Raw genomic sequence first — 20,112 nt, forward strand, 5'->3', positions numbered from 1 at the left:
TTTCGGCTTGCCTCGGCTTACCGCGGCTTGCTGCGCTGGCCCTGGACTCAATTCTTACGCATCCGGCTGACAACCGGGTGGTGCCGGGGGACCGACGGCGACATGACTCCGGTCCGGTGGCCGATTTATGACCTTGCGCACCTTTCCTGACATCGCGCTGCCGAGTGCGGGTGAGTGGGGGCCATATTGACACCCCACTGGTCCAGACCACTAACGTGACCGGAGTCACTCAGGACTCGGTGAAGGGGTCGGCGGATGGGGCTGGACGGCGGTACGGCGGGCGGACGGTTTCTCGACGCGGCGATCGGGCTGCTGGAGCGCGTGCGGGACGAGGAGGCGGAGGCCGTCGCCGCCGCCGGGGAGCTGATCGCGGAGACGGTCGCCGACGGCGGCCGGCTGTTCGCGTTCGGGGCCGGCCACTCCTCGCTCGCCGCCCAGGACCTCGTCTACCGCGCCGGCGGCCTCGCCCTGATGAACCTGCTGGCCGTCCCCGGCGCGGTCGGCGTCGACGTCCTCCCCGCCACCCTCGGCTCCGCCCTGGAACGGGTCGACGGCCTGGCCACCGCCGTCCTCGACACCAGCCCCCTGCGCGCCGGGGACCTGCTCGTAATCATCTCGCTCTCCGGCCGCAACGCCCTGCCCGTCGAGATGGCCGCACACGCGCGCGAGCTGGGCGTGAAGGTCGTCGGCGTCACCTCGGTCGCGTACGCCGCGCAGACCGAATCCCGCCACTCCTCCGGCACCTTCCTCAAGGACCACTGCGATCTCGTCCTCGACTCGAAGATCGCGGTCGGCGACGCGGAACTCACCCTCGACACCATCCCCGCCCCCTTCGCCCCGGCCTCCACCGTCGTCACCTCCGCGATCCTCCAGTCGGTCATGGCCACCGCCGCCGCCCGCCTCGCCGCCCGCGGCATCGAGCCGCCGCTGCTCCGCTCCGGCAACGTCGACGGCGGGCTCGCCTGGAACGACCGGGTCATGCGGGAGTACGGAGATCGGATCTTCTACCTGCGCTGACCGAGCTCCCGGAGACGTGGGAACGTTGAGAAGGGTGAGGAAAGGTGAGGAGGAAATCCGGCGTACAACGATTTCGTCCAAATCTTGCGTGAACCAGATGTGGGCTGGGTCACGTTCGAGTTGAATGATGGCCAGTGAGCGAACCGACGCGCCGTGCATGCCGTACACGCGGACGCAACGCAGCCTGGAGGGGGTTCAGGTGAGTGCTTCCCGGCGTGGTGGGGCCACCGACGAGCTCGGGCCCGACAAGCCCGAGCGGGACGGTCCGAAGAACATGGGTACCGAGAACACCGAGGACACCGAGAACATCGAGGACATCGAGGGCGCGGTGAACACCGAGGACGCCGAAGGCACCGAGGACTCCATGGACTCCGCGGACTCCGGCGGCTCGGATCTGCTCGCCGCCCTCCTCGACGGGATGGACGCGGCCCTGTGCGCCTTCGACGCCGACGGCGTCGTCACCCACTGGAACCGCGAGGCCGAACGCATCCTCGGCTGGAACGCGGAGGAGGCCGTGGGCCGCCGCGGCTTCGCCGGCTGGGCCGTACGCACCGCCGACGCCGAGGAGGTCGAGGGGCGGCTGATGGCCGCCATGCACGCCACCGGCCGCCAGGTGCACGAGTTCGCCCTGGTCACCAAGGACGGCGGCCGGGTCCTCGTGCGCACCCAGTCCGCCGCCGTACGCGGACCCGACGGCAAGCCCGCCGGGCTGTACTGCGCCTTCAGCGAGGTCCACGCGCAGATCGACCTCGAACGCTCCATCGCCCTCAGCGAGGCCCTCTTCGAGGACGCGTCCTGGGGCGTCGTCCTCGTCGACGCCGACCTGCGCCCCGCCGTCGTCAACGCGCACGCCGCCCGCGCCCTCGGCATCGGCCGTACGGCGGTCCTCGGGCGCCCCCTCGGCGAACTGCTCGCCCAGGGCGTCGAGGAGCTGGAGAGCGCCCTCACCCATGTCCTCGCCGAGGGCGCGCCGCCCGCGCCCGCCGAGATCTGGGTCGGCGTCCGCACCCCCGACGGCGACCGGCGGCGCTGCTGGCGCAGCGGCTTCCTCCGCCTCGCCTCCCCGCTCGCCGAGGAACCGGTACCGCTCGGTGTCGGCTGGCTCTTCCAGGACATCACCGAGTCCAAACAGACCGAGCAGGAGGCGGCCCAGCTCCGCTTCCGCGTCAACCAGCTGCACCGGGCCGCGCGGGCCGCCGCCGAGTGCGAGGACCCCGGCGAGGCCGCCACGGTCCACCTCGACTTCGCCCTCGCCGGCTTCGCCGACCACGCCCTCATCGACCGTGTCGCCGGTGGCTCCCTCACCGACGGCGAGGGCCCCGCCCGGCTCGTACGGGCCGCCGCGACGCCCTCCGGGCAGCCCGGCCCCAGCCATCTCGCCGGGCACGCCGGCATCCCCGTCCGCTACGGCACCGGCCATCCCGCCCTGCAGTGCGTGGAACGGGCGGGCTCGGTCCGCGCCAGCGCCGGTACGGCCGCGGCGGAGGCGGCCCGCGACTGGGCCGCCGGGCGGCAGTGGCCCCCGGACACCGTCCACGCCCTCTGCGCGGTCCTGCGCAGCCGGGGCCGCACCCTCGGCGTCGTCACCTTCCTCCGCACCGCCGGCCGCACCCCCTTCGAACGCTCCGACGCGACCTACGCCGAGGGCGTCGCCCTGCGCATCGCCTCGGCGCTGGATCTGGAGGCGCTGGAGAGGTCGTCGGAGTAAGGGGAGCGGGGGGCAGGGGCGCCTGTGCAACAGCCTCGCGCCACTTACGGGTCGTAGGCCCGTCGGGAAAGCAAAGGTTGGCGTCCGCTCGGCGGTCCGGCGGAGAATCCCGGCATGGCGATCATCCACCGCACCACCCTCACGCCCACCAAGCTCGAACTCCTCACCGCCTGGCTGCCCGGACGCCCCTGGTACACCGGTGGCCCGGACGCCCCGGTGCTGACCAAGGCCGGTGGCTTCCGGCTCGACGATCCGGAGCGCGCCGTCATCGTCAGGCGTGGCCTGATCTCTGTCGAGTCGCAGCACCGGGGTGATCAGATCCACAAGTCCATGCGACAGCGCGCTGGTTACCGACACCGGCGGCGTTCCGCCAACTGCCGTTACCGGGCACGCCGTTCACAAAACCGCACCGCAGCCCAAGGCTGGCTGCTCCATCCCTGCGGCACCGCGTCGACACCACTCTCTCCATCACTACCCGCATGTGCCGCTACGCGCCCGTCACCGAGATTCACGTGGAGAGCGTCGCCTTCGACACCCACTCCATGAGCGCGGGCAGGGCGCTGAGGAGCATCGAGTATCGTCACGGCCCGCTCGCGGACACCGATGCCCGCGCCTACTTCATGCGAAGTGGGGCAACGCATGTTCCTACTGTGACGCCACTGGCGTATCCCTGAACATCGATCATCTGCGGCCCCGCAGTCGAGGAGGTTCGGACCGTATCTCCAACTGGCCGCTCTGAAGGCTGCGGGGAGACCCGTCCACGTTTGGCCAGGCACCCTGACCAAGCAGAACCGTACTTCCGCCAGGCTGCACAAGACACACACCCTCGATGCTCTCTGTGTCGGAGCGCTGAATCACGAAGGCGGGGATGCCATCGTCCGGGTTGCGGGACCCGTCCTTGTCTCCAGGGCCACCGGGCGCGGCTCGTACGCTCGCACCACACCCGATCGGTTCGGGTTCCCCCGGCTGAGGCGCTCTCGGACAAAGGAGCACTTCGGGTACGTGACGGGGGATCTCGTACGGGCCATCGTGCCTTCCGGAAGATGGAGAGGCACCTGGACAGGGCACATCTCTGTGCGAACCACAGGGCAGCACAGCCCCACCACACCGCAAGGACGGTTCAACGTCCGGCACCGCAATCTGCGGCTGCCGCGGCGGAGCGACGGGTACAGCTACGCCAGGCGCGAAGACATCGCCGGGCATCCTCCTCGAAAAACCGCTTGAGTGCCTCCCGGTCGGTTCCTAGGGTAGGTGCCACGTGAGAGAGGAGGTGACCGGTTACATGTATGGAACCCGGACGCGCGAGGTGGCTGCGGGCTAGCGGCCCGCCACCACACGCTGTGCGGTGCCGGACCTACACGTGAGTGTGAACGTGCAGGCGGCCCAATCCAACGCAGTCACCCGACCCGCAGGCTCGCCGGTACGTCCGGCCGGCTTCTTCGTCCTCTGGGGCGGAGGGACCACGAGCCTGCGGGTCGTCTGCGTTTCGTAGGGCGCAGTATGCTTTCACCATGCTTCCGATACTCGTTCGACGCCGGCACGTGGATTTCGTGCGCGTCACGAGCATGGGCTGTCGGCTTTCCGTGTGACCTCGGAGCCCGGCCCAGTACTTCCTCTCTCACCTTCGGACGCGTCCCATGACGAACTCAGCGACGGCATCGTCGTATCCGCAGTTGCCCCTCATCGATCTCTCGGCCGCCGATCGCGGGCCCGAGGCACGGAAGCTGTTGCACGCGCAGTTGCACAGTGCCGCGCATGACGTGGGGTTCTTCCAGCTCGTCGGGCATGGGGTGGGTGAGGAGGAGACCCGGCGGCTCACCTCGGCCATGCGGGAGTTCTTCGCGCTTCCCGAGGCCGAGCGGCTGGCCATCGACAACATCAACTCGCCGCGTTTCCGGGGGTACACGCGGACCGGGGACGAGCGGACCGGTGGCAGCCGGGACTGGCGGGATCAGCTGGATGTCGGGGCCGAGCGGGCGGCCCGGACACCGGGGGCAGGTGAGCCCGCGTACTGGTGGCTGGAGGGGCCGAACCAGTGGCCCGGCTCGCTGCCGGGGCTGCGGACCGCCGCCCTCGCGTGGATCGACCGGCTCAGCGCCGTGGCGCAGCGGTTGCTGCGTGAGCTGCTGGTGTCCATCGGGGCGCCCGCCGACTTCTACGACCCGATCTTCGGGGAGCGGGCGCATCCTCATCTGAAGCTGGTGCGGTATCCCGGGAGTGCGGGCGACGGGGGCGACCAGGGGGTCGGGCCCACAAGGACTACGGGTTCCTGACCCTGCTGTTGCAGGACGCGGTCGGTGGGCTTCAGGTGGAGCGGGCGGACGGGGTGTTCCATGACGTGCCGCCGATCCCGGGGGCGTTCGTGGTCAACCTCGGGGAGCTGCTGGAGGTGGCGACGAACGGGTATCTGCTCGCCACCCGGCACCGGGTGGTCAGCCCGCCCGGGGCCACCGAGCGGTTCTCCGTGCCCTTCTTCTACAACCCCCGGCTGGACGCCCGGGTCGAGCCGCTGGCCTTCCCGTACGCCTCCACCGCGCCCGGTGTCACCGACGATCCGGGGAATCCGCTGTTCGCGGAGTACGGGTTCAATGAGCTGAAGGGCAAGCTGCGGGCGCATCCGCTGGTCGCCGAGCGGTATCACGCGGGGCTCCTCAGCCCCGCGTGACGCGGAGGACGACCGATTGCGGAACTGACTACGACTGGCTCGCGATGTCCGCGTAGCCCTCGATCTCCTGGGGGCCCCGGGTGCTCGGGCCCACGTAGCGGGCGGAGGGGCGGACCAGGCGGCCGGTGCGCTTCTGTTCGAGGATGTGCGCGGACCAGCCGGCCGTGCGGGCGCAGGTGAACATCGAGGTGAACATGTGCGCGGGGACCTCGGCGAAGTCGAGGACGATGGCCGCCCAGAACTCGACGTTGGTGGCGAGGACGCGGTCGGGGCGGCGGGCGTGGAGCTCCGCGAGGGCCGCCTTCTCCAGGGCCTCGGCGACCTCGAAGCGGGGGGCGCCGAGGTCGCGGGCGGTGCGGCGCAGGACGCGGGCGCGGGGGTCCTCGGCGCGGTAGACGCGGTGGCCGAAGCCCATGAGGCGTTCGCCCTTGTCGAGGGCCTGTTTGACGTAGGCGTCCGCGTCGCCCGTGCGTTCGATTTCCTCGATCATGCCGAGGACTCGGGAGGGGGCGCCGCCGTGCAGGGGGCCGGACATGGCTCCCACCGCGCCTGAGAGGGCCGCCGCCACGTCCGCGCCGGTGGACGCGATGACGCGTGCCGTGAAGGTGGAGGCGTTCATGCCGTGCTCGGCCGCCGAGGTCCAGTACGCGTCCACGGCCGCCACATGCTTGGGGTCGGGCTCGCCGCGCCAGCGGATCATGAAGCGTTCGACGACGGACTGGGCCTTGTCGATCTCGCGCTGCGGGACCATGGGCAGGCCCTGGCCACGGGCGGACTGGGCGACGTAGGAGAGGGCCATCACGGCGGCGCGGGCGAGGTCGGCGCGGGCCTGCTCCTCGTCGATGTCCAGGAGGGGCTTGAGGCCCCAGACCGGGGCGAGCATGGCCAGCGCGGACTGGACGTCGACGCGGATGTCGCCGGAGTGGACGGGGATGGGGAACGGCTCGGCGGGCGGCAGTCCGGGGCGGAACGCGCCGTCGACGAGCAGGCCCCAGACGTTGCCGAAGGAGACGTGGCCGACCAGGTCCTCGATGTCGACGCCGCGGTAGCGCAGGGCGCCGCCTTCCTTGTCCGGTTCGGCGATCTCCGTCTCGAACGCGACGACTCCTTCGAGCCCGGGTACGAAGTCGGACATCAGGCGGCTCCTCTTGATGTGGGCGACAGGGGCAGGCCGTGGAAAGACGGTCCAAGCACCATACGCCTGAGTGCCACTTTTGGGGAGGGTTCGCGGCACTCAGTGCCACTCTCCCACCGCCCCCTCCCTCCTGCCGTTCATACGGCAGGATGACCATGTGAACGATCACGATCCCGCTGATCCCGCCGATCCCGCTCTCATGCGCAAGCAGTACCGCGCCGACGGGCTCGACGAGAGCGAGCTGGCCGCCGATCCGATGGAGCAGTTCGGGCGGTGGTTCGCGCAGGCCGCGCTGGAGGGCGCGGTGTTCGAGCCGAACGCGATGGTGGTGTCCACGGCGGACGCGGAGGGGCGCCCGGCCTCTCGTACGGTGCTGATGAAGGCGTACGACGCGCAGGGCTTCGTCTTCTACACGAACTACGGCTCCCGCAAGGCCCGTGATCTGGCGGAGAACCCGCATGTGTCGCTGCTGTTCCCCTGGCACGGGATCTCCCGGCAGGTGATCGTGACGGGCACCGCGCGGCGGACCGGCCGGGACGAGACGGCCGCGTACTTCCGGACCCGGCCGCACGGCTCGCAGCTCGGCGCGTGGGCCAGCGCGCAGTCCTCCGTGATCGCCTCGCGGGCCGAACTGGACGCCGCGTACGAGGAGTTGCACACCCGCTACCCGGAGGGCGAACAGGTGCCGGTGCCGCCGAACTGGGGTGGGTTCCGGGTGGCGCCCGAGAGCGTGGAGTTCTGGCAGGGGCGGTGGAACCGGCTGCACGACCGGCTGCGCTACGTGGCGGAGCCGGACGGGTCGTGGCGGGTGGAGCGGCTGAGTCCCTGAGCCCTTTGGTTTCCATGTCCCTAGACCCGGTCCAGTACCTCGTCCAGCAGGGCCGCCCACTGGGCCACCACCCGGTCGCGGCGGCCGGTGTCGTCGGTGAGGAGGTTGGCGAGGCCGAGGCCGCGGGCCATGTCGAGGAGGCCCTGGACGGTTTCGCGGACGCCGGGGACGGTCTCGTCGGCGCGCAGCAGCTCCACGGCGATGCGGTGGGTCTCGCGGCCGACGCGGGCTTCGAGTTCGGTGACGCGGGGGCGGAGCTGCTCCTCGTTGGAGGCGGCGACCCAGAGGTGGAGGGCGGCCCGGAAGAGGGGGCCGGTGTAGAGGTCGACGACGGCGGCGACGACGGCCCGGCGGTCGGCGGGGCCCTCGGGGAAGAGGGCGCGCAGGGCGAGGGAGCGCTCCTCGGCGACGTACTCGACGGCCGCCGTGAACAGGTCCTCGCGGGTGCGGAAGTGGTGCTGGGCGGCGCCCCGGGAGACACCGGCCCGCTCGGCGACGACGGAGACGGTGGAGCCGGCCCAACCGTGTTCGGCGAGACAGGAGACGGCGGCCTCCAGGAGGCGTTTGCGGGTGACCCGGCTGCGGTCCTGCTTGGGGCCCCGGTCGACGACGGGCCCGGCTTCCGAGCCACTGTCCACCGCGCCACCCGCCATGCCGTTCGCCGCGCTGTTCACCGTGCTCACAACACCCATCCCGGTTCCCGTCCTTCGAGGAACGCCGTCATGCCCTCGCGGGCTTCGGCGGAGGCGAACAGCCGGGACGAGAGGCGGGTCAGTTCGTCCGCGTCCTGGTCGAAGTTCTCCAGCACCTTAGCCGTGAGCAGGTGTTTCGTCTCCGCCAGGGCGGTCGGGGAGGCTCGGCGCAGTCCGTCGAGGACGGGTGCGAGGACATCGTCGACGTCGGCTCCGGTGGCGGTGAGCAGGCCGATCCGGGCGGCCTCGGCGGGGCCGAACCGCTCCCCGGTGAGGTAGTAGCGGGCGAGGGCGCGGGGGTCGGTGCGGGGGCGGAGGGTGAGGGAGATGACAGCCGGGGCGACGCCGATGCGGACCTCGGTGAGGGCGAAGGTGGCGTCGGGCCCGGCGGCGGCGATGTCGCAGGCGCCGAGCAGTCCGAGGCCACCCGCCCGGACATGGCCGGTGACCCGGGCGACGACGGGCTTGGGCAGGTCGAGGATCCGGCGCAGGAGGCCGACCAGGGCCGCCGGGTCGGGCGGGTCGCGCAGGTCGGCGCCCGCGCAGAAGGTGGTGCCGGTGTGGGTGAGGACGACGGCTCGTACGGTGTCGTCCTTGCCGTACTCGTCGAGGGCGGCGCGGAGTTCGGCGACGAGCGCGGCGGAGAGGGCGTTGCGGTTGGCCGGGGAGTCGAGGGTGAGGGTGGTGACGCCCCGGTCGTGGGCACGGTGGATCAGGTCGGTCACAGGCGCTCCCTGAGTTCGCGGCGGAGTATCTTCCGGGCCTAGTAAGACTTGGGCAGGCCCAGGGTCTGGTGGGAGACGTAGTTGAGAATCATCTCCCGGCTCACCGGCGCGATACGAGACACGCGTGCGGCCGTGATCAGCGAGGCGAGGCCGAACTCGGCGGTGAGGCCGTTGCCGCCGAGGGTGTGCACGGCCTGGTCGACGGCCTTCACACAGGCCTCCCCCGCCGCGTACTTGGCCATGTTGGCCGCCTCGCCCGCCGCCGTGTCGTCGCCCGCGTCGTAGAGGTGGGCCGCCTTCTGCATCATCAGGCGGGCCAGTTCCAGTTCGATGTGGGACTGGGCGAGGGGGTGGGCGATCGCCTGGTGGGCGCCGATGGGCTGCCGCCAGACCGTGCGGTCGCGGGCGTACTCCACGGCCTTGGCGAGGGCGTACCGGGCCATGCCGATCGCGAAGGCCGCCGTCATGATCCGCTCGGGGTTGAGGCCGGCGAAGAGCTGGAGGAGACCGGCGTTCTCGTCGCCGACCAGCGCGTCCGCGGGGAGCCGGATGTCGTCGAAGGTCAGCTCGAACTGCTTCTCGGCGGCGCGGAGTTCCATGTCGATCTGGCGGTACTCGAAGCCGGGGGTGTCGGTCGGGACGATGAACAGGCAGGGCTTGAGGGTGCCGGTGCGGGCGTCCTCCGTACGGCCGACCATGAGGACGGCGTCCGCCCGGTCGACTCCGGAGATGAAGACCTTGCGGCCCGTGAGGAGCCAGTCTCCGGTTTCGTCTCGGCGGGCCGTGGTGGTGATGCGGTGGCTGTTGGAGCCGGCGTCTGGTTCGGTGATGCCGAAGGCCATGACGCGGGTGCCGTTCGCCAGCGCGGGCAGCCAGGTTTGTTGTTGGGCCTTGGTGCCGAAGCGGGCAATCACCGTGCCGCAGATGGCCGGTGACACGACCATCATGAGCAACGGGCAGCCTGCGGCGCCGAGTTCTTCCAGGACGATGGAGAGTTCGGCTATGCCGGCGCCTCCGCCGCCGTGTTCCTGCGGAAGGTTGACGCCCAGGTAGCCGAGTTTGGCTGCCTCGGACCAGAGTTCGTCGGGGTGGCGGCCCTCCTTGTTGACCGTGGCCATGTAGTCGCGGCCGTAGCGGTTTCCTAGGGCGGAGACTGCGGCTCGTAGGGCTTTGTGTTCTTCGGATTCGAGGACGGGGGACATGGATGGACTCCTAAGGGGGAGGGTCCGGTCGTCGTTCGGAGGGTGCGGGTGGGTTGTGGCTTGTCGCGCCCACGCGGCGGAGCCGCACATCGATACGGCCCCGCGCCTCTTTCAGGTGGGCTGCTGTTCGACCATGGCCAGAACGGCGCCCATCTCCACCTGTTGGCCAGGTGCGACGTGCAGGGCCGTCAGGGTGCCCGTCGCCGGGGACGTGATCCTGTGTTCCATCTTCATCGCCTCCAGCCAGAGGAGGGGTTGGCCCGCTTCCACGGGTGTGCCCGGCGTCAGGGCTTCCGCCAGGCGTACGACCGTGCCCGGCATGGGGGCCAGGAGGGAGCCGGGGGCCTGTTGGGTGGTGGGGTCGGGGAAGCGGGGGAGGGCGGTGAGGGTGGTGGTGTTGACGTGGACGCGGTCGCCGTGGCGGGCGATTCCGAACTTCCGCTGTACGCCGTCCACTTCGAGTACGACGAGACGCGCGTCCGCGTGGACGACGCGGACCCCGTCCGTCTCCGGGCCGTTCCTGGTGTGCCGGTAGTGGACCTCGTGCTCCTCCCCCGCCATCGCGTACCGCTTGACCTGGGGCTGGGAGGGCACGTTGCGCCAGCCGCCGAAGCGGGGGTCGCCCTGGGCGGCGGCGTCCGCGAGGGCGGCGGCCAGGGGGGCGTGCGGGTCGGGGGTGCCGGTGGTGAGGGCGGGGAGGTGGCGGTCGTAGAAGCCCGTGTCCATGCGGGCCGTCGTGAACTCCTCGTGGCGCAGGGAGTTCACCAGCAGGGACCGGTTCGTGGTCGGGCCGTGGATCGTCGCCCGGTCCAGCGCGCCCGCCAGCCTGCGGATCGCCTCCGCGCGGGTGGGGGCGTGGGCGATCAGCTTGGCGAGCATGGGGTCGTAGTGGACGCCGATCGTGTCGCCGTCCTCGTAGCCGGTGTCCAGGCGGATGCCGTCGGGGACGGTGAGGCGGTGCAGGGTGCCGGTCTGCGGGGTCCAGTCCTGGGCCGGGTCCTCCGCGTACAGGCGGGCCTCGATCGCGTGGCCGCGCGCGGGCGGGGGGTCGGCGGGGAGGGCGTGGCCCTCGGCGACGCGGAGCTGTTCGGCGACCAGGTCGAGGCCGAACACGGCCTCCGTCACCGGGTGTTCGACCTGGAGGCGGGTGTTCATCTCCAGGAAGTGGGCCTTGCCGTCGGCGACCAGGAACTCGACCGTGCCCGCGCCGACGTAGGAGACGGCTCGGGCGGCGCGTATGGCCAAGGTGTGCAGTTCCGCGGTGAGTTGATCGGAGAGAGAAGGAGCCGGGGCCTCCTCGACGACCTTCTGGTGGCGACGCTGGAGGGAGCAGTCGCGGGTGCCGAGCGGCCAGATCGTGCCGTGGGTGTCGGCGAGGATCTGGACCTCGACGTGGCGGCCGTTCTCGACGTACGGCTCGACGAACACCTCGCCGTCACCGAAGGCGCTCGTGGCCTCCGCGCGGGCGCTCTCCAGGGCGGTGGCCAGGTCGTCGAGCCGGCGTACGACGCGCATGCCGCGTCCGCCGCCGCCCGCCGCGGCCTTCACCAGGAGGGGGAGGTCGTTCTCGGTGACCTCGTTCTCGTCGAGGGGGGCGAGGCCCATCAGTTGCTTGGCGCGGGTCTTGGACGCCATCGCCTCGATCGCCTCGGGGGACGGGCCGATCCAGGTGAGGCCCGCGTCGAGGACCGCGCGGGCGAAGTCCGGGTTCTCGGAGAGGAAGCCGTAGCCGGGGTGGACGGCGTCGGCGCCGGCGGCGAGGGCGGCCTTCACTATCAGGTCGCCGCGCAGATAGGTGTCGGCGGGGGCCGCGCCCGGCAGTCGTACGGTCGCGTCGGCCACGCGCGCGTGGAGGGCGTTCGCGTCGGCGTCGGAGTGCACGGCGACCGTGCGGACGCCGAGTTCGTGGCAGGTGCGGAAGACGCGGCAGGCGATCTCACCGCGGTTGGCGACGAGAACAGAGTTGATCGTCTGGATCAATGGTGCGGTCAAGGGAGACAACCTCACATCCGGAAGACGCCGAACCCGCCACGTGCGCCCTCGTAGGGGGCCGTGTGGATCGCGGACAGGCACAGGCCGAGGACGGTGCGGGTGTCGCGGGGGTCGATGACCCCGTCGTCGTACAGCCGTCCGGACAGGAACATGGGGAGCGACTCGGACTCGATCTGCTGCTCCACCATCGCGCGGAGGGCGGCGTCGGCGTCCTCGTCGTACGGTCGGCCCTTCGCGGCGGCCGACTGGCGGGCGACGATCGACAGGACGCCCGCGAGCTGCTGCGGGCCCATGACCGCCGACTTGGCGCTGGGCCAGGCGAAGAGGAAGCGGGGGTCGTAGGCGCGTCCGCACATGCCGTAGTGACCGGCGCCGTACGAGGCGCCCAGGAGGACGGACAGGTGGGGGACGCGGCTGTTGCCGACCGCGTTGATCATCATCGCGCCGTGCTTGATGATGCCGCCCTGCTCGTACTCCCTGCCGACCATGTAGCCGGTGGTGTTGTGGAGGAAGAGGAGCGGGATGTCGCGCTGGTTGGCCAACTGGATGAACTGGGCCGCCTTTTGGGACTCCTCGCTGAACAACACGCCTTGCGCGTTGGCGAGGATGCCGACCGGGTAGCCGTGCAGGGTGGCCCAGCCGGTGGTGAGGCTGGTGCCGTAGAGGGGCTTGAACTCGTCGAAGTCGGAGGCGTCGACGATCCGGGCGATGACCTCCCGGGGGTCGAAGGGGGCGCGGAGGTCCCCCGGGACGATCCCCAGCAGTTCCTCCGGGTCGTACTTGGGGGGCTGGACCAGGTGCGGGTCCGGATCGGCGTACGCCTTGCGGTGGTTGAGGCGGGCGACGACGCGGCGGGCCTGGCGGAGGGCGTCGGGCTCGTCGACGGCGAAGTGGTCGGCGAGGCCCGACACGCGCGCGTGCATCTCGGCGCCGCCCAGCGACTCGTCGTCGCTCTCCTCGCCGGTGGCCATCTTGACGAGGGGCGGGCCGCCGAGGAACACCTTCGCCCGCTCCTTGACCATGATCACGTGGTCGGACATGCCGGGAATGTACGCCCCGCCCGCCGTGGAGTTGCCGAAGACGACGGCGACGGTGGGGATGCCGGCGGCGGAGAGCCGGGTGAGGTCGCGGAAGATCGCGCCGCCGGGGATGAAGATCTCCTTCTGGGAGGGGAGGTCCGCCCCGCCGGACTCCACCAGGCTGATGCAGGGGAGGCGGTTGACGAGCGCGATGTCGTTCGCCCGGAGGGCCTTCCTCAGCGACCACGGATTGCTCGCGCCGCCGCGTACGGTCGGGTCGTTGGCGGTGATCAGGCACTCGACGCCCTCGACGATCCCGATGCCGGTGACCAGGGAGGCGCCGACCGTGTACTCGCTGCCCCAGGCGGCGAGCGGGGAGAGTTCGAGGAACGGGGTGTCCGGGTCGAGGAGCAGTTCGATGCGTTCGCGGGCGAGCAGCTTGCCGCGCTTCCGGTGCCGGGCGAGGTACTTCTCGCCGCCGCCCGCGAGGGCCTTCGCGTGCTCGGCGTCGAGGGCGGAGAGGTGCGCGAGCATGACCTCGCGGTTCGCGGCGTGGTCGGGCGTGTTCGGGTCGAGGGCGGAGCCGAGGACGGTCATGGGCGTGTCTCCGCGGGGTCCGGGCGGCGATGGGCGGTCATGGGCCTACCTCCGCGGCGGCCGGGCCGTGGGTGTGGGTGTGGCGGTGGGTGTGGGTGTGGCGGTGGGTGTGGCGGTGGCGGTGGGTGTGGCGGTGGGTGTGGCGGTGGCGGTGGCGGTGGGCGGTCACAGGAGGGTCTCCGGGATGTCCAGGTGGCGGGAGCGCAGCCATTCGCCGAGGGCCTTGGCCTGGGGGTCGAAGCGGGCCTGTGAGGCGACGCCCTCGCCGAGGATGCCCTCGATCTCGAAGTTGAGGGCGCGGAGGTTCGGGAGGGTGTGCCGGGTGATGGTCAAGTCGGCTGTCTCCGGGAGGAGTTCGCGGAGGCGGTCGGTGGTGAGGGTGTGGGCAAGCCACCGCCAGGCCTCGTCCGTACGGGCCCAGAGGCCGATGTTGGCGTTGCCGCCCTTGTCGCCGCTGCGGGCGCCGGCGACGAGGCCGAGGGGGGCGCGGCGGGTGGGCGGCCCGGTCGGCAACGGGTCCGGCAGGGGTGGTTCGTCAACCGGCCGGAGTACGAGGCCGGCGGCGGCCGGGGGCACGGGGAGCCGGCGGCCGTCGTGGAGGACGGCCGTGTGCGGGACGGTGGCCTGTTCGGCGTGGGCCGCCTCGAACACCCCGTAGGGCGCGCCCTTTCCGGGTGGGGCCAGGACGTGGAAGCCGGGGTAGCTCGCGAGGGCGAGTTCGACGGCCGCCGCGCCGAGGGCACGGCCGACGGTGTTCTGGTCGGGGTCGCGGACGACGACGCGGAGCAGGGCGCTCGCGGTCTCCTCGGTGCGGGCGTCGGGATGGTCGGTGCGGGCCAGCTCCCAGTCCACGTGCGCCGGGCGGGACTTGGCGGTGGCGAGCGAGGTCTCCAGCTGGTCGCGGACGAGGGTGGCCTTGCGCTCGATGTCCAGGCCGGTCAGGACGAAGGTGACCTCGTTGCGGAAGCCGCCGAGGCGGTTGAGGCCGACCTTGAGGGTGGGCGGCGGGGCCTCGCCGCGTACGCCCTCGACCCGGACGCGGTCCGGGCCGTCCTGGGTGAGCCGGACGGTGTCGAGGCGGGCGGTGACGTCCGGGCCCGCGTACCGGGCGCCACCGGTCTCGTAGAGCAGCTGGGCGGTGACCGTGCCGACGTCGACGACACCGCCGGTGCCGGGGTGCTTGGTGATCACCGCCGTGCCGTCGGCGTGGAGTTCGGCGAGGGGGAAGCCGGGGTGGCGCAGCCGCTCGGGGTCGTCCTCGTGGATTTCGTGGAAGAAGGCGTAGTTGCCGCCGGTGGCCTGCGCCCCGCACTCCAGGACGTGCCCGGCGACGACCGCGCCCGCGAGCCGGTCGTACTCCTCCGGCCCCCAGCCGAAGTGGGCGGCGGCGGGCCCGGTGACCAGGGCCGCGTCCGTCACCCGGCCGGTGACCACGATGTCGGCGCCCTCCCGCAGACAGGCCGCGATACCGAAGCCGCCGAGATAGGCGTGGGCGGCGAGGGTGCCGGGGTGGAGGGCGGTCAGGTCGTCGCCCTCCACATGGGCGACGCGGACGGGGATGCCGAGCCGGTCCGCCAACTCCCTTACGTCGGTGGCGAGTCCGGCGGGGTTGAGGCCGCCCGCGTTGGCGACGATCCGTACGCCGCGCTCGCGCGCGATGCCGAGGCACTCCTCCAGCTGGCGGAGGAAGGCGCGCGCGTATCCGGCGGTGCGGTCGGCGGGGTTCTTCAGGCGGTCGCGGCCGAGGATGAGCATGGTCAGCTCGGCGAGGTAGTCGCCGGTGAGGACGTCGAGTTCGCCGCCGGTGAGCATCTCGCGCATCGCGGCGAAGCGGTCGCCGTAGAAGCCGGAGGCGTTGCCGACGCGGAGCACGCTCACGGGGCGGTCCCGAAGCGCGCTCACGGGGTGGCTTCCTTGGGCTCGCGGCCGGTGCCCGGTGGTCCGGCGAAGGCCTGGGCGATGTCCAGCCAACGGTCGGCGTCGGAGCCGTCGGCGTGCAGGGCCAGGTCGGCGCGGTGGGCGCGTTGGGTGACCAGGAGGCAGAAGTCGAGGGCGGGGCCGGTCACCCGGTCGGTCGCGTCCTCGGGGCCGTGGATCCACAACTCGCCGTCAGGGGAGGCTAGTTCGACGCGGAACTCCTCGAAGGGCGGAGTGAGTCCGTGCACCCCGAAGGCGAAGTCGCGGGTGCGGATGCCGAGTCGGGCGATGTGCCGGAGGCGGTCGGTGGGGGCGATCCGGGGGACACCGAGTCCGTCGGCGATGTCCAGGCCGTGGGCCCAGGTCTCCATCAGGCGGGCGGTCGCCATGGAGGCGGTGGACATGGGCGGGCCGTACCAGGGGAACCGGGCGCCCTCGGGGGCCGCGCGCAGGGCGCTTTCCAGGGCCTCGCGTCCGGCCCGCCAGTCCGCGAGCAGTTCCCCGGGCGGCTTCCCGGCCCCTTCCTCCGCGCCCATGTCCACGAAGTCCCCGGGCGAGGTCAGCGCGCTCTCGACCTCACGGGCGAAGGCCGCCTGATCGGTCACCGCCAGCACGGAGGAGTGGTCGGTCCAGGCGAGGTGGGCGATCTGGTGGGCCACGGTCCAGCCCGGGGCGGGCGTCGCGAGCGCCCAGCTCTCCGGGCTCGACTCGGCGACGAGCAGGTCGAGTTCCTCGCTCTCGGCGCGGAGGTCGTCGATCACGGGCGTTGGGTCGGCCATGGGGGGAGCATGGCAGCGGGCAAAGAAACAAGCAAGCGTGCTTGCATTTTTGGGGGATCTTTGGGGGTCGCCGAGGGCCGCTGGGGAACCCTTTCGGGGAACCCTTTCGGGGAACCTCCCGGGGACCCTTTTTCAGGAGGCGTGGCCCTCGTACATGTACGGGGCGTGGGGGGCGTACGGCTCAGCTCGGCCGTACGCGTCGTACTGTTCCCGCTTCCGGGAGCCGTGGAGGCGGGCGCAGGTGCCGCCGAGGGCGAGGAGCTGGCCGAGGGTCATCTCGCCCTCGGAGATCTCCCAGACGCCGATGCCGATGACCGCCAGTACGCAGACGGTCTCGATGACCTGGACGAGCTGCCCGTACGCCTGGTTGAGGCGGGCCGAGCGGACGGCCGCCCGGAACCATGCCGTGGCCTCCTGCCGCAGCCGGCGCCGCTCGGCGTCCTGACGGCCGTACGCCTGGGTGAGGACGAGGTTGCCGAGGGACTCCTCGACGACCGAGGTGACCGCGCCGTTGGCGACCCGGCCCTCGCGGGCGACCGACTTGACGCCTGCGGAGAACCGCCGGGCGGCCAGCCAGAACAGCGGGGCGAGGACGAAGGTGGCCGCCGCGAGGTCCCAGCGCAGCCAGAACGCCGCCGCCGCGTAGAAGACGGCGCTGAACAGGGCGGTCGCGGTGCCGAGCAGCCCGGAGACGGCCATCTGTTCGATGGCTTCGACATCGCCGGTGAGACGGGAGAGCAGGTCGCCCTGGCGGTGGTGCTGGAAGAAGTGCGGGGGCAGTTTCTGGACGTGGTCGAAGACGCGTTCGCGTAGCCGCATCACGAACCGCTCCGACACCCAGACGGAGAGGGAGCCGCCCGCGTACCCGATGGCCGCGCCGACGACCGCGATGCCCAGCCACTGGGCCGCCGGCACCCAGAACGCGTCCAGCGCGCCCTTCTGCAGCGCGTTGTCCGTGAGCTGGCTGAACAGCAGGATCGCGGAGGTCTCGGCGAGCGCGCCCCAGCACGGTGCACAGCCAGATGGCGACCAGCCAGCGGCGCAGGCCCTTGGTCATGGGCCAGAAGCGACGGAAGGCGGCTCGGGTGGGGAGGGTGGGGAGGGTGGGGGTGCCGAGGGGGGAGGCCGGGGCGGGGGTGGCGGCGCCTTCGTCTTCCGTGGGGGCGGGATCTTCTTCGTATGCGACGGCGTCGACGGGATAGGCGGGATAGACGGGATAGACGGGGTCGAATTCCTCGGCATCGCCGGAGGGCCCTTTGAGGTGCCTGCGGCGCCCCCTCCCACCATCCCCACCGCTCTCACCGTTCTCACCGTTCTCACCGTTCTCGCTATTTCCCTGGGCGACCGGCGCCGCGACGGGCGCGATCTCAAAGGTTGCGGACGGTGGTCGTAAGTGGCAAAGCTGGTTACGTGCCTGACTTAGTCCATTGCTTTGCACTATCAAGTCGCTCATACTGAACGAAGCGCCCAGCCCGCGCACCCCGCCCCTCCGTTCTCCGCTCTCTTGGACGGCCCCCGTGACACGCCCCAGCGCTGACCAGTCCGCCCCCACCGCCGCGACGACGACACCACCGGCCGACCTCGCCCCCGGCGCCTCCTCCGCCCCCGGCGCTTCCCGCGCGCCCCGGGGCCTGGGTTCCCTCGGGCCCGTGGGGCTGGTGCTGGCCGGTGGGATATCGGTGCAGTTCGGCGGGGCGCTGGCGGTGACGCTGATGCCACAGGCCGGGGCGCTCGGGGTGGTGACGCTGCGGCTCGCGGTGGCCGCGCTGGTGATGCTGGTGATCTGCCGCCCCCGGCTGCGCGGGCACTCCCGCACCGACTGGACCACGGTGATCGTCTTCGGCGTCACCATGGCCGCGATGAACGGCCTCTTCTACCAGTCCGTCGCCCGTATCCCGCTCGGCCCCGCCGTCACCCTGGAGGTGCTCGGCCCGCTGGCCCTCTCCGTCCTCGCGTCCCGCCGGGCGGTGAACCTCGTGTGGGCCGGGCTCGCCCTCTGCGGAGTGTTCCTCCTCGGCGGAGGCGGCGCCGGCGGCTTCGGCGCGCTCGACCCCCTGGGCGTCGCGTTCGCGCTGGCCGCCGGGCTGGCGTGGGCGCTGTACATCGTCTTCAGCGCGCGTACGGGGAGGCGGTTCCCGCAGGCCGACGGGCTGGCGCTGGCCATGGGGGTCGCGGCGGTGCTGTTCCTGCCGCTGGGGCTCGTGGAATCGGGGACGCGGCTCATCGACCCGAAGACGCTGGCCCTGGGCGCCGCCGTCGCCGTACTCTCCTCCGTCCTCCCCTACACCCTCGAACTCCTCGCCCTGCGCCGTCTGCCCGCCTCCACCTTCGCGGTCCTCATGAGCCTGGAGCCCGCGATCGCCGCCACGGCCGGTTTCCTCATCCTCGACCAGGCCCTGGCCGCCACGGAGGCCCTGGCGATCGCCCTGGTCATCGGGGCGAGCATGGGGGCGGTGCGGACGCAGGTGGGGCGGGGGAAGGTTGGGGGGAGGGGGAAGGCCGGGGGGCGGGGCGAGCCGGGATCCGGTGGTGCGGGCTGAGGTGTTGCCGAAACGGCAACGGGCTTCGTGGGCGGGGTGCGGTCCGCCGCAGAATCGGCACGCACCGCCCGCCCGACCGCTCGCCCGACCTCTTGCCCGACCTCGGGAGGACCCATGCCGCCGCCCCCGCCTTTCCCCACCTCCACCTCCACCTCCACCTCCACCTCCACCCCCACCCCCACCCCCACGTCAGCGTCCGCGTCCGCATCCGCCCTCACCCCCGCCCCCGCCCCAAGTACCCGTACGCACCGCCTGATCCCCTCCCCCGCCGGCCGGATCCACCTGGTCGAGCAGGGCAGTGGCCCCGTGGTGCTGCTCGTGCACGGTTTCCCGGAGTCCTGGTACTCGTGGCGGCACCAACTGCCCGCGCTGGCCGCCGCCGGGTATCGCGCGGTGGCGATCGACGTACGGGGGTACGGCCGTTCGTCCCGCCCCACGGCCGTGGAGGCGTACCGGATGCTCGACCTGGTGGCGGACAACGTCGCCGTGGTGGAGGCCCTGGGCGGGGAGTCCGCGGTGATCGTCGGACACGACTGGGGCGCGAACATCGCCGCCATGTCCGCGCTGCTCCGCCCGGACGTCTTCCACGCGGTCGCCCTGCTGAGCGTTCCGTACACCCCACCCGGTGGACCGAGGCCGAGCGAGGTCTTCGCACGGATGGGAGGCGGGGCGGCGGCGGAGCCGGGCACGGCTTCCGCGAAGGAACCGTCCGAGGAGTTCTACGTCTCGTACTTCCAACAACCCGGCCGGGCCGAGGCCGAGATCGAACCCGATGTACGGGGCTGGCTGGCCGGGTTCTACGCCGCGCTGTCCGCCGACACCATGCCCGCGGCCGACGCCCCGGACCCGCACTTCGTCGGCCGTGGCGGCACGATGCGCGACAGGTTCCCGGTGGGACGCCTGCCGGGCTGGCTCGGCGAGGACGATCTCGACGTCTTCGCCGGGGAGTTCGAACGTACGGGTCTGACCGGCGCGTTGAACCGCTACCGGAACATGGACCGGGACTGGGCGGACCTGGCCGACCACACGGGCGCCCCCGTCCCGCAGCCGTCCCTGTTCATCGGCGGCACCCGGGACCCCTCCACCACCTGGCTGGCCGACGCGATCGCGGCCCAACCGACCACGCTCCCCGGCCTCACCGCCACCCATCTCCTCGACGGCGCGGGCCACTTCATCCAGCAGGAACGCGCCGAGCAGACGAACCACCTGCTGACGACGTGGCTCGCTGCCCTGCCCGGCACCTCGCGATGACGGCGTGACGGGCTGACGGGCTGACGGGCTGACGGGCCACGCCG

The 20,112-nt window shown here is 71.9% G+C and carries 14 protein-coding genes and 4 pseudogenes; 9 read left to right on the forward strand and 9 right to left on the reverse strand.

Annotated features, from left to right (window positions below):
- Positions 1-255 precede the first annotated feature (255 nt).
- The 6 genes and pseudogenes from F9278_RS20860 to F9278_RS20875 all read left to right on the forward strand — a co-directional run bounded on the left by F9278_RS20860 (position 256) and on the right by F9278_RS20875 (position 5,390).
- Positions 256-1,017 (forward strand): SIS domain-containing protein, encoded by a 762-nt coding sequence (locus F9278_RS20860; protein WP_152169717.1) that lies wholly within the window; start codon positions 256-258, stop codon positions 1,015-1,017.
- A 199-nt stretch (positions 1,018-1,216) separates the two neighbouring features.
- Positions 1,217-2,725, forward strand: a complete 1,509-nt coding sequence (locus tag F9278_RS20865; RefSeq protein ID WP_152173992.1) for a PAS domain-containing protein — start codon at positions 1,217-1,219, stop codon at positions 2,723-2,725.
- A gap of 114 nt (positions 2,726-2,839) precedes the next feature.
- Positions 2,840-2,992, forward strand: a pseudogene (locus F9278_RS48200) (maltokinase N-terminal cap-like domain-containing protein); the annotation flags it as partial.
- 51 nt (positions 2,993-3,043) lie between these two features.
- Positions 3,044-3,399 (forward strand): annotated as a pseudogene (locus F9278_RS48735) (RRXRR domain-containing protein).
- Positions 3,400-3,401: 2 nt separating this feature from the next.
- Positions 3,402-3,464 carry a hypothetical protein gene (locus F9278_RS48740; protein ID WP_404819020.1) on the forward strand — a complete coding sequence of 21 codons (63 nt, stop codon included), beginning with the start codon at positions 3,402-3,404 and terminating at the stop codon, positions 3,462-3,464.
- A gap of 898 nt (positions 3,465-4,362) precedes the next feature.
- Positions 4,363-5,390: pseudogene (locus tag F9278_RS20875) on the forward strand (isopenicillin N synthase family dioxygenase).
- A 28-nt stretch (positions 5,391-5,418) separates the two neighbouring features.
- Here F9278_RS20875 and F9278_RS20880 read toward each other — a convergent pair.
- On the reverse strand, positions 5,419-6,525 hold the full coding sequence (locus F9278_RS20880; RefSeq protein ID WP_152169718.1) for a citrate synthase 2: 1,107 nt from the start codon (positions 6,523-6,525) through the stop codon (positions 5,419-5,421).
- A 199-nt stretch (positions 6,526-6,724) separates the two neighbouring features.
- Between F9278_RS20880 and pdxH the strand changes: the two genes are divergently transcribed.
- The gene (gene pdxH / locus F9278_RS20885; RefSeq protein WP_152173993.1) at positions 6,725-7,354 is read left to right on the forward strand and encodes a pyridoxamine 5'-phosphate oxidase; all 630 of its coding nucleotides are present in this window, start codon (positions 6,725-6,727) and stop codon (positions 7,352-7,354) included.
- 20 nt (positions 7,355-7,374) lie between these two features.
- Here pdxH and F9278_RS20890 read toward each other — a convergent pair whose 3' ends face one another.
- The 8 genes and pseudogenes from F9278_RS20890 to F9278_RS20930 all read right to left on the reverse strand — a co-directional run.
- Entirely contained in the window at positions 7,375-8,007 is a 633-nt protein-coding gene (locus F9278_RS20890) for a TetR/AcrR family transcriptional regulator (protein WP_152173994.1), read from the reverse strand.
- A gap of 26 nt (positions 8,008-8,033) precedes the next feature.
- Positions 8,034-8,771 carry an enoyl-CoA hydratase family protein gene (locus F9278_RS20895; protein WP_152169719.1) on the reverse strand — a complete coding sequence of 246 codons (738 nt, stop codon included), beginning with the start codon at positions 8,769-8,771 and terminating at the stop codon, positions 8,034-8,036.
- Positions 8,772-8,809: 38 nt separating this feature from the next.
- Positions 8,810-9,973: an acyl-CoA dehydrogenase family protein gene (locus F9278_RS20900; protein ID WP_152169720.1), complete on the reverse strand. Its 1,164-nt coding sequence runs from the start codon at positions 9,971-9,973 to the stop codon at positions 8,810-8,812.
- A gap of 111 nt (positions 9,974-10,084) precedes the next feature.
- Positions 10,085-11,965, reverse strand: coding sequence for an acetyl/propionyl/methylcrotonyl-CoA carboxylase subunit alpha (locus tag F9278_RS20905; protein WP_226966832.1), 1,881 nt, complete (start codon positions 11,963-11,965; stop codon positions 10,085-10,087).
- Positions 11,966-11,976: 11 nt separating this feature from the next.
- Entirely contained in the window at positions 11,977-13,581 is a 1,605-nt protein-coding gene (locus tag F9278_RS20910) for an acyl-CoA carboxylase subunit beta (protein ID WP_152169721.1), read from the reverse strand.
- A gap of 165 nt (positions 13,582-13,746) precedes the next feature.
- On the reverse strand, positions 13,747-15,459 hold the full coding sequence (locus tag F9278_RS20920) for an acyclic terpene utilization AtuA family protein (protein ID WP_152173996.1): 1,713 nt from the start codon (positions 15,457-15,459) through the stop codon (positions 13,747-13,749).
- Between the two features lie 20 nt (positions 15,460-15,479).
- Positions 15,480-16,277: a TIGR03084 family metal-binding protein gene (locus tag F9278_RS20925; RefSeq protein WP_152169723.1), complete on the reverse strand. Its 798-nt coding sequence runs from the start codon at positions 16,275-16,277 to the stop codon at positions 15,480-15,482.
- Positions 16,278-16,502: 225 nt separating this feature from the next.
- A pseudogene (locus tag F9278_RS20930) lies at positions 16,503-17,334 on the reverse strand (ABC transporter transmembrane domain-containing protein); the annotation flags it as partial.
- Between the two features lie 460 nt (positions 17,335-17,794).
- On the opposite strand from F9278_RS20930, the gene F9278_RS20935 reads away from it, so the two are divergent.
- Positions 17,795-18,817 (forward strand): EamA family transporter, encoded by a 1,023-nt coding sequence (locus F9278_RS20935; protein WP_193241563.1) that lies wholly within the window; start codon positions 17,795-17,797, stop codon positions 18,815-18,817.
- A gap of 114 nt (positions 18,818-18,931) precedes the next feature.
- Positions 18,932-20,068, forward strand: coding sequence for an alpha/beta fold hydrolase (locus F9278_RS20940; protein ID WP_152169724.1), 1,137 nt, complete (start codon positions 18,932-18,934; stop codon positions 20,066-20,068).
- Positions 20,069-20,112: the final 44 nt, after the last annotated feature.

Source organism: Streptomyces phaeolivaceus (genome assembly GCF_009184865.1).
Taxonomy (GTDB): Bacteria; Actinomycetota; Actinomycetes; order Streptomycetales; family Streptomycetaceae; genus Streptomyces; species Streptomyces phaeolivaceus.